The organism is Methylovulum psychrotolerans (genome assembly GCF_002923755.1).
Lineage (GTDB): Bacteria > Pseudomonadota > Gammaproteobacteria > Methylococcales > Methylomonadaceae > Methylovulum > Methylovulum psychrotolerans.
Genome location: NZ_PGFZ01000003.1, coordinates 165,726 through 171,877 on the forward strand (window position 1 = coordinate 165,726; position 6,152 = coordinate 171,877).

Below are 6,152 nucleotides of genomic sequence, written 5' to 3' on the forward strand. Positions count from 1 at the left end.
GTCCGAAATCGGTCGGTTTCGGACTAAATAATGTGGTAAAAACGGCGTGATTGTAGGCGGGATGCGTGTTGCAGGCCGCTACTATCCATTTACGTACGAATCCTTACGCCTAGCCATCCATCACCACATCATGCTTTTTGCCTTGCCGAGTAACAACCGGATTGACCCGGCACCCGAATCCCAGACGTTGACCTTTTTCCAGTTGCGGGCGGTAATGTTTCGATTCAACCGTAAACAGCGAATTTTCGGCTGAAATCGGTTGGGTTTGCGAAATGACGTAATAGATGGGTTCGCCGCGTACAGTGGGTAACGCACCCAATTGTTCACGGGCAATTTCTTCACGGTATAAAAACGTGCGTTGCTCCTGTCCGGGAAACAACCGCCACAGCAAACTGTGCACCCCGTGGCTATCGCTTTGGAATATTCTCGCCAGTTCCGGCAATTCTTTAATATTGGAACGTATTTTGATCCGAGAAAAATACATCACTTACCTCCTTGATATAGATAATGTTCCTGACGCGGCATAAATTGCCAACGTTTGCGGGATAAAGGTTGGTCGTGACGGATGCGGGTTTGGCGACAGTTTAAATCGGACGCGTCGGAAAAATCTTCTTGTGTACCTTCCCAGTAATAATGCCGCTCACCAGAAATAGCCAACCAATAACTGTCGCGCTCGCTTAGCCGGCCATCATTGTCTTTATGCGTTGGTAACAGCGGGCAATGCCGATAGGCTTTAAACGCCGCCAAGAAATTGGGTTGATCGGCCAATAATTGCGGATTGAGGGGTGCCGACAAGGGACAGGATTTACGACCCAAATACAGATGGAACATAGGCTTTAACAATTTTTCCTGAATCTCGGCCAAACTAAACGGTGCATCAGCCAAGGCTCGGACGGCAACAACCGCCAAGGCATCGGTGCGGTATTCGCGGCTAGACAAGATGGTGCCTAAGCGTTCCTTACCCAAGATTATTTCATCGCGACGGGTGCGGTAAATAAACTTGCCGACGGCATCCGGCACTTGCGCGGTGTGGTAATCGCGCAGCAAGTGTCCGGCGGTGAACGATTCCACCGCCATGGCATAGCCTTCTTGCAATTGGCGTTGTTGTTCCTCATCTTGCCTTTCTAAGCCTAAGGCCGCACCTAACAAACCGAGCAAGGCCGATTTGCTGGGATAGTGCGCGGTGTGGCGGTTTTCACCCACGGCAATCTCGCCCCAGCTTGCCATCGCGCCGTATAAACGGAAGAGCAATAAATCCATGATCTGCTCCGTTATTGACCGACGAAATCGAGCAATCCAGCTAACGTGCCTTGTTTCTCCGGCACGTTCAATTCGTAACGGTTGTCCGCACAGGTGCCATACACTTGATCGAAACTGTCTTTTTGTTCGGTGATGAGCTTGATGGCATCGGCTAGGAAATCTTCATTATCGCGGCTGAGGGGTTTCAGGTAAGCCACCGACAAGGAGCGCGGTTGTTGGTCCCCTTGTTCCGCCAACACATACGAGGCATAAGCGCGGGACGCAAAGCTGTTTTGCTTGCCTTCCGGCGCGACTTTTACTGCCGCTTCCGTGATGGAGCGGATGGCTTGGTTTGCCAGCGCTGCGTTGCCATCCAAATTTTTAACCAACAAGTCGCGGTTGATGCAGATGTAGGCGTAGAACAAGCCGGCGGCGAAACGGGTTTCGCCAATGTGCGCCGCGCCCCTAACGCCTTACCGCTTTGATCCGAAGAAAGTCAATTTACCCTTGTCACTTAAAGGCCAGCAAGGCGGTTTGGGGTATCGGCATTGGCTGGGGCTGTCGCTACAAGATGCCGAGAACGGCGATGAAGCCGCCAAAATCGTGCAGTTTTACAACACCGAACGGGGGCGGGCATTTCGTGATCACGGCTCCGCCTCGCTTTGGTGTTTTGGCTACGACATGGACAACATGAAAGCCCGATGTTGGTACGAGTCGCGCTTTCCGGTTTATTACCTCAACGAAATGCAACGCAACAATCTGACGGCTTGGGCGGGTGAATTGGTCGGTGCAGCTAAAGAAGTAGTAAAAATGCTGCGCGGACAAGTGAAAGCCGCCTGGTTTCGCCGCCCCGAAGATGTCAAAGGCGACATGAGCCAAATCGACGCGCAATTTTGGCAAGCGACCGAACCTGAGTTCTACCGACTGCTGGAACAACTGGCAACCCTGCCCGCCGATACCCGCAAGGCACCGACAGAAATTTACGCAAGCTGGTACAAAACCCTTGAGCGGCAGATGTTGCGGATTTTTGAAACTGCCACGCTAGCGGCAACACCGGAAGATTTGGATTTAAAACGGGTTGTGAATGCCCAAAAGAACTTGCGCGGCAAGTTTTACGGGAGCAAAACCATGAAAGAACTGAAAGCAAAAGGCATAACCCAAGAGGCGACATAATGGATAAATTAACATATGAAGAAAGTAAAGCGTTAAAAAATTGGCACACTTGGCTAGATGACAATCGTGGCGACCGCGCCCGTCTGCGTCGTGCGGATAGTCCAGAAGACATTTTGCTGACCGACGCCTTTTTCCACTTTTTACAGCGTATGGATCAAGCCGCGCCGAATTGGTCGCAAAACACACCGATACTGACCAGTGCGTGTCTGGCTGGGGCGTTGTCGCATGTAAAAACTGACAAACTAACGTCCAGCAAGCTTTACAACAATAAAGAGACGGATGCACCCAAGAAAATGGCGGGCTTTGCCGAACAATTGGCGACCCCACCAGAAGGCAAAGGCAAAGCCCCTATGAGCGAATTGCGTTTCCAGCAATTACAAAAAAGCCCGACGGTTGATGATTTTTACCGCCGGATTATCCGGGCGATCCGCTTGCTGGATGGCAACGTCAACCTCGTTTCATTAGCCAACGACATCATCCAATGGCATCAGGAATTCGACAAACCCATCGGACGGGAACCCGCCAAACGCCTCGCCGTGCGCTGGGCAACCGATTATTTCACCGCTTTACCTAAAAATTCTGATTAAGGAGACCTTATGAGCCGTTTTATCCAATTGCACCTATTGACCGCCTACCCACCCGCCAACTTAAACCGCGACGACCAAGGTAGCCCTAAAACCGCGAAAATGGGCGGTTATGACCGTTTGCGGGTGTCTTCGCAATGCTTAAAAAGGACGTGGCGGACTTCCGACTTGTTTCAAGCGGCAACCTTGAAAGGCACGGGAAAACTTGCCCAAGTCATGCAAAACCAAACAGAAGGTGAAAAATGTCCTTAACCACTCTGGAGTTACTTGTAGTTGCATTGCCAGTTGCTTGCAAGTCGGTTTATCGGGAGCCAGCAAATGCCAGCCCACAGCAGCCACATCCAAACAATGGTAAGGCAACAAGTGATATTTTGGAGTGTCGTCGTTTTCCTGGCTGTCTTTCTGGGCTTTGCCCCAATAACGATAATAGGGGGCTTGTATACCATTAATCATAATAATAATTACTCCGCCAAAAGAAAGTATCCAAAGAAAAGGCAGCCAGATTACCGCTTGATCCATACGATGCTCGGCAAACAGGGGGAGCACGTTACTTCGTAACGTCAGCAGCTAAGTTATTAATATTATCACATGACACCAGTAAACCATTGGTAAAAACAGCTAAGTGATTACATCTTGATAATAGGACAGGGGATTGGCTTGTATCATAAGGTGCAGTTTCCTTTACACATCCCAAGCCACCCGCAAACCCGCATCCCACCGTGTAAACAATATCCTGTTATCAGTTTATTTTACATGTGTTATGATAACCCTTAAAACTTAATTTACAATCAGGGGGCTACCATGACAGGCCAACAGGTGGGCTATATCCGCGTCTCATCCGCACAACAAAATACGGACAGGCAATTGGCTGACGTCAAACTGGACAAGATTTTTGAAGACAAGGTGTCGGCAAAAGACACCAGCCGCCCGCAACTACAGGCCTGCCTCAACCACCTCCGCGAAGGCGACACCTTGCATGTCCATAGCATTGACAGGTTGGCGAGGAACTTGTTCGACCTCCAGCAGATCGTCACCGGCTTGGCAGGACAAGGGGTCTGCATCCATTTCCACAAGGAGAACATGACGTTTTCCGGTGCAGCCAACCCGATGCAAGAGCTGATGTTACAGATGCTGGGGGCTTTTGCGCAATTCGAACGGGCATTGATCAAGGAACGGCAAAAAGAAGGCATTGAACAGGCGCTCAAAAAAGGCGTTAAGTTCGGCGCACGGCCTAAGCTAAAGCCCGGACAGGTCGAGGAGTTGAAAGCCAGGGTGGCCGCAGGGGAAGAAAAAAGCCGACTGGCAAAAGAATTTGGGATCAGCAGGCCGACGCTTTACAAACTTATTGCATTGTAAAGCAATGAATTTGGGTAGCCGTAAGGATTCGTGAAAAAAAATGCAATAGCGGAATTTTATGTGCCATTTCTTTTTTAGCCAGAAATTGATATGGTACTCCAGTCGTAAAGCACTTGTTTTTCGATAAATTGATAAGGCAATAAGATTAATTATCCATTCGGGATAAATTATGTACGAATAAACAGCGTCGCTTTGATATTGAATGCGAAAAATATAGTTTACAGGTTTTCCGTACGGAATTTTTTCTTAAAAACAACTAATGGTGGCTGTTATTGACCGGTTTTCGCATTAATCCTTACAGTGACCCAACATGATACCGGCCAATTGCAACGTAAAGACTAGACCCTTGAGAGTAATATTAGAGGCCATCAAAGCAGGCGTTGACAGTTGTAACCACTTTCTCAAATATTTCCTTTTTCTTTTTTCCGATAGCGGGTTCCTGGTTTTCCTGTCCCAGGTATAGATCGGCTTGCATCAACATTTCTTGTTCGCCAACCTTAATCAATACGATCCTCCCCAGCTCTCCGAATATCTTATGATCGAAGACATAACAAAGCCCCCTATGGTCATATCCACTTGAGGCGGTGACATCAGGCGGTAAATCATCAGGACGCAACTGCCTTAACCCTGGCCGTAGTTGCACTCCCTCTGCAAGCCATTGTATTTTTGCCTGTTGGTGTTTTGTTTTCCCCAGTTTCTCAAGCTCTTTTTTTATCTTCCTTGGATTTGGCGTGTTATCTATTGGGGATAGGTGCAGTCGTTTGCCTTTTTTCAGTTCTTGAGTCCCCCTATCCATAACCACCGCCAGAAGATCGGCAATATTTTTGGCATCCTGGAATAACCGCACCTTTTCATCTTGCGCAAAGTGCCGTCCTAGCCCCTTACTCAGCATGACCTCAAATTCTCCCGTAACAAGAAAATTGCCATCCATAATGGTGTTACCCGCACTGAACTGCCTGTACCGCGAAAGTGTTTCGCAACAGGCGTGGACGAGTGGTTTCATTTTCTCATCAATATCTGGGTACATATCCTCGGCAATAGCCTGATTCAAAACAAAGTCGATGCCATTACCGCGTAATTCAAAGCGGTATAAAAAGATAGATACATCATTCCCGGCTATATTTTTCAAATTCACCTCATCTTTAGAGGACAACACACGGATCATCCTACAGTTGCAATTATTGTGATCCCGCGAAAATGAAATGCAAGCCCAACCATTTTCAAACCCGAGCCGCTACAAGTGTCCGGTGCGCGGCTGGGCGATATGCGGGTTTTGTTGGGGCATCCGCAAAACCTTGCCAGCACCGCACGAGAAAGGATTATTTCATGGCAAACACGCTTTGGCGGCGGGCGGGTGCTATGCGCTACCCGCACCGAGCCTCAACAGTCTCGACCATCCGGTAACGCCCACTTTTGCGAAAGCTTACCTATATCCGCAACAAATCAACATGTTTACATGTTGATTTGTTAGCCTGTCACCTGCCTTTAAGGGGCGTGATTTTCCACAGGCAGCTTTTGTGGGGTCAGGCGGTAGCCCATCGCGTGCATAATGGCGTTGACGCTGCCAAATTGCGGGTTGCCGTTTTCCGACAGGGCTTTTTGCACACCCTTCCGGCTAAAGCCGGAAACTTCCGCGATGCGGCTTACACCTTTGACGCGGCTCACCACGCGCAAAGAAGCCATCAGGGAAGCGGTGTCGCCGCTCTCGGCATATTCATCAAAGAGGACAGTAATGTAATCGTCCATCTCGTCAGGATGATTGCGGAGGTATTCTTCTTCAACCTCACCAATCGTTCTATA

At 49.1% G+C, this 6,152-nt stretch carries 10 protein-coding genes; 4 read left to right on the forward strand and 6 right to left on the reverse strand.

Annotation, left to right across the window (positions count from 1 at the left end; genetic code table 11):
- Window positions 1-109: 109 nt before the first annotated feature.
- The 3 genes from cas6e to AADEFJLK_RS08785 are packed head-to-tail and all read right to left on the reverse strand — an operon-like array spanning window position 110 to window position 1,664.
- Complete coding sequence (gene cas6e, locus AADEFJLK_RS08775) at window positions 110-484, reverse strand: type I-E CRISPR-associated protein Cas6/Cse3/CasE (RefSeq protein WP_103972888.1); 375 nt, start codon at window positions 482-484, stop codon at window positions 110-112.
- A complete protein-coding gene (gene cas5e / locus AADEFJLK_RS08780; RefSeq protein WP_103972887.1) occupies window positions 484-1,260 on the reverse strand; it encodes a type I-E CRISPR-associated protein Cas5/CasD in 777 nt (258 codons plus the stop codon). The genes cas6e and cas5e overlap by 1 nt, the downstream gene beginning before the upstream one ends.
- Before the next feature lie 11 nt (window positions 1,261-1,271).
- Window positions 1,272-1,664 (reverse strand): type I-E CRISPR-associated protein Cas7/Cse4/CasC, encoded by a 393-nt coding sequence (locus tag AADEFJLK_RS08785; RefSeq protein ID WP_249027943.1) that lies wholly within the window; start codon window positions 1,662-1,664, stop codon window positions 1,272-1,274.
- A 25-nt stretch (window positions 1,665-1,689) separates the two neighbouring features.
- Between AADEFJLK_RS08785 and casA the strand changes: the two genes are divergently transcribed.
- From casA to AADEFJLK_RS08800, 3 genes are read left to right on the forward strand one after another with little or no spacing between them, the layout of a single operon-like run.
- Window positions 1,690-2,412, forward strand: coding sequence for a type I-E CRISPR-associated protein Cse1/CasA (casA, locus tag AADEFJLK_RS08790; RefSeq protein WP_249027942.1), 723 nt, complete (start codon window positions 1,690-1,692; stop codon window positions 2,410-2,412).
- A complete protein-coding gene (casB, locus tag AADEFJLK_RS08795) occupies window positions 2,412-2,999 on the forward strand; it encodes a type I-E CRISPR-associated protein Cse2/CasB (RefSeq protein ID WP_103972886.1) in 588 nt (195 codons plus the stop codon). The genes casA and casB overlap by 1 nt, the downstream gene beginning before the upstream one ends.
- A gap of 9 nt (window positions 3,000-3,008) precedes the next feature.
- Window positions 3,009-3,248: a type I-E CRISPR-associated protein Cas7/Cse4/CasC gene (locus AADEFJLK_RS08800; protein ID WP_211299114.1), complete on the forward strand. Its 240-nt coding sequence runs from the start codon at window positions 3,009-3,011 to the stop codon at window positions 3,246-3,248.
- On the opposite strand, the gene AADEFJLK_RS08805 is transcribed toward AADEFJLK_RS08800, so the two are convergent.
- Window positions 3,138-3,515: an HD domain-containing protein gene (locus AADEFJLK_RS08805; protein WP_346222657.1), complete on the reverse strand. Its 378-nt coding sequence runs from the start codon at window positions 3,513-3,515 to the stop codon at window positions 3,138-3,140. The genes AADEFJLK_RS08800 and AADEFJLK_RS08805 overlap by 111 nt on opposite strands.
- Before the next feature lie 282 nt (window positions 3,516-3,797).
- On the opposite strand from AADEFJLK_RS08805, the gene AADEFJLK_RS08810 reads away from it, so the two are divergent.
- Window positions 3,798-4,352: a recombinase family protein gene (locus tag AADEFJLK_RS08810; protein WP_103972885.1), complete on the forward strand. Its 555-nt coding sequence runs from the start codon at window positions 3,798-3,800 to the stop codon at window positions 4,350-4,352.
- A 358-nt stretch (window positions 4,353-4,710) separates the two neighbouring features.
- Here the strand turns inward: AADEFJLK_RS08810 and AADEFJLK_RS25055 are convergent, their stop codons facing one another.
- Window positions 4,711-5,517 (reverse strand): hypothetical protein, encoded by an 807-nt coding sequence (locus AADEFJLK_RS25055; protein WP_211299113.1) that lies wholly within the window; start codon window positions 5,515-5,517, stop codon window positions 4,711-4,713.
- 320 nt (window positions 5,518-5,837) lie between these two features.
- Window positions 5,838-6,152 (reverse strand): addiction module antidote protein (locus tag AADEFJLK_RS08825; RefSeq protein WP_211299180.1); only part of this gene is annotated, 315 nt, incomplete at its 5' end.

Excerpts from the sequence above, each read along its gene's own strand:
- AADEFJLK_RS25055 (WP_211299113.1), bottom strand. The coding sequence starts at position 5,517 with ATGATCCGTGTGTTGTCCTCTAAAGATGAGGTGAATTTGAAAAATATA.
- AADEFJLK_RS08800 (WP_211299114.1), top strand. The coding sequence starts at position 3,009 with ATGAGCCGTTTTATCCAATTGCACCTATTGACCGCCTACCCACCCGCC.
- cas5e (WP_103972887.1), bottom strand. The coding sequence starts at position 1,260 with ATGGATTTATTGCTCTTCCGTTTATACGGCGCGATGGCAAGCTGGGGC.
- casB (WP_103972886.1), top strand. The coding sequence starts at position 2,412 with ATGGATAAATTAACATATGAAGAAAGTAAAGCGTTAAAAAATTGGCAC.
- AADEFJLK_RS08810 (WP_103972885.1), top strand. The coding sequence starts at position 3,798 with ATGACAGGCCAACAGGTGGGCTATATCCGCGTCTCATCCGCACAACAA.
- casA (WP_249027942.1), top strand. The coding sequence starts at position 1,690 with ATGTGCGCCGCGCCCCTAACGCCTTACCGCTTTGATCCGAAGAAAGTC.
- cas6e (WP_103972888.1), bottom strand. The coding sequence starts at position 484 with ATGTATTTTTCTCGGATCAAAATACGTTCCAATATTAAAGAATTGCCG.
- AADEFJLK_RS08805 (WP_346222657.1), bottom strand. The coding sequence starts at position 3,515 with ATGGATCAAGCGGTAATCTGGCTGCCTTTTCTTTGGATACTTTCTTTT.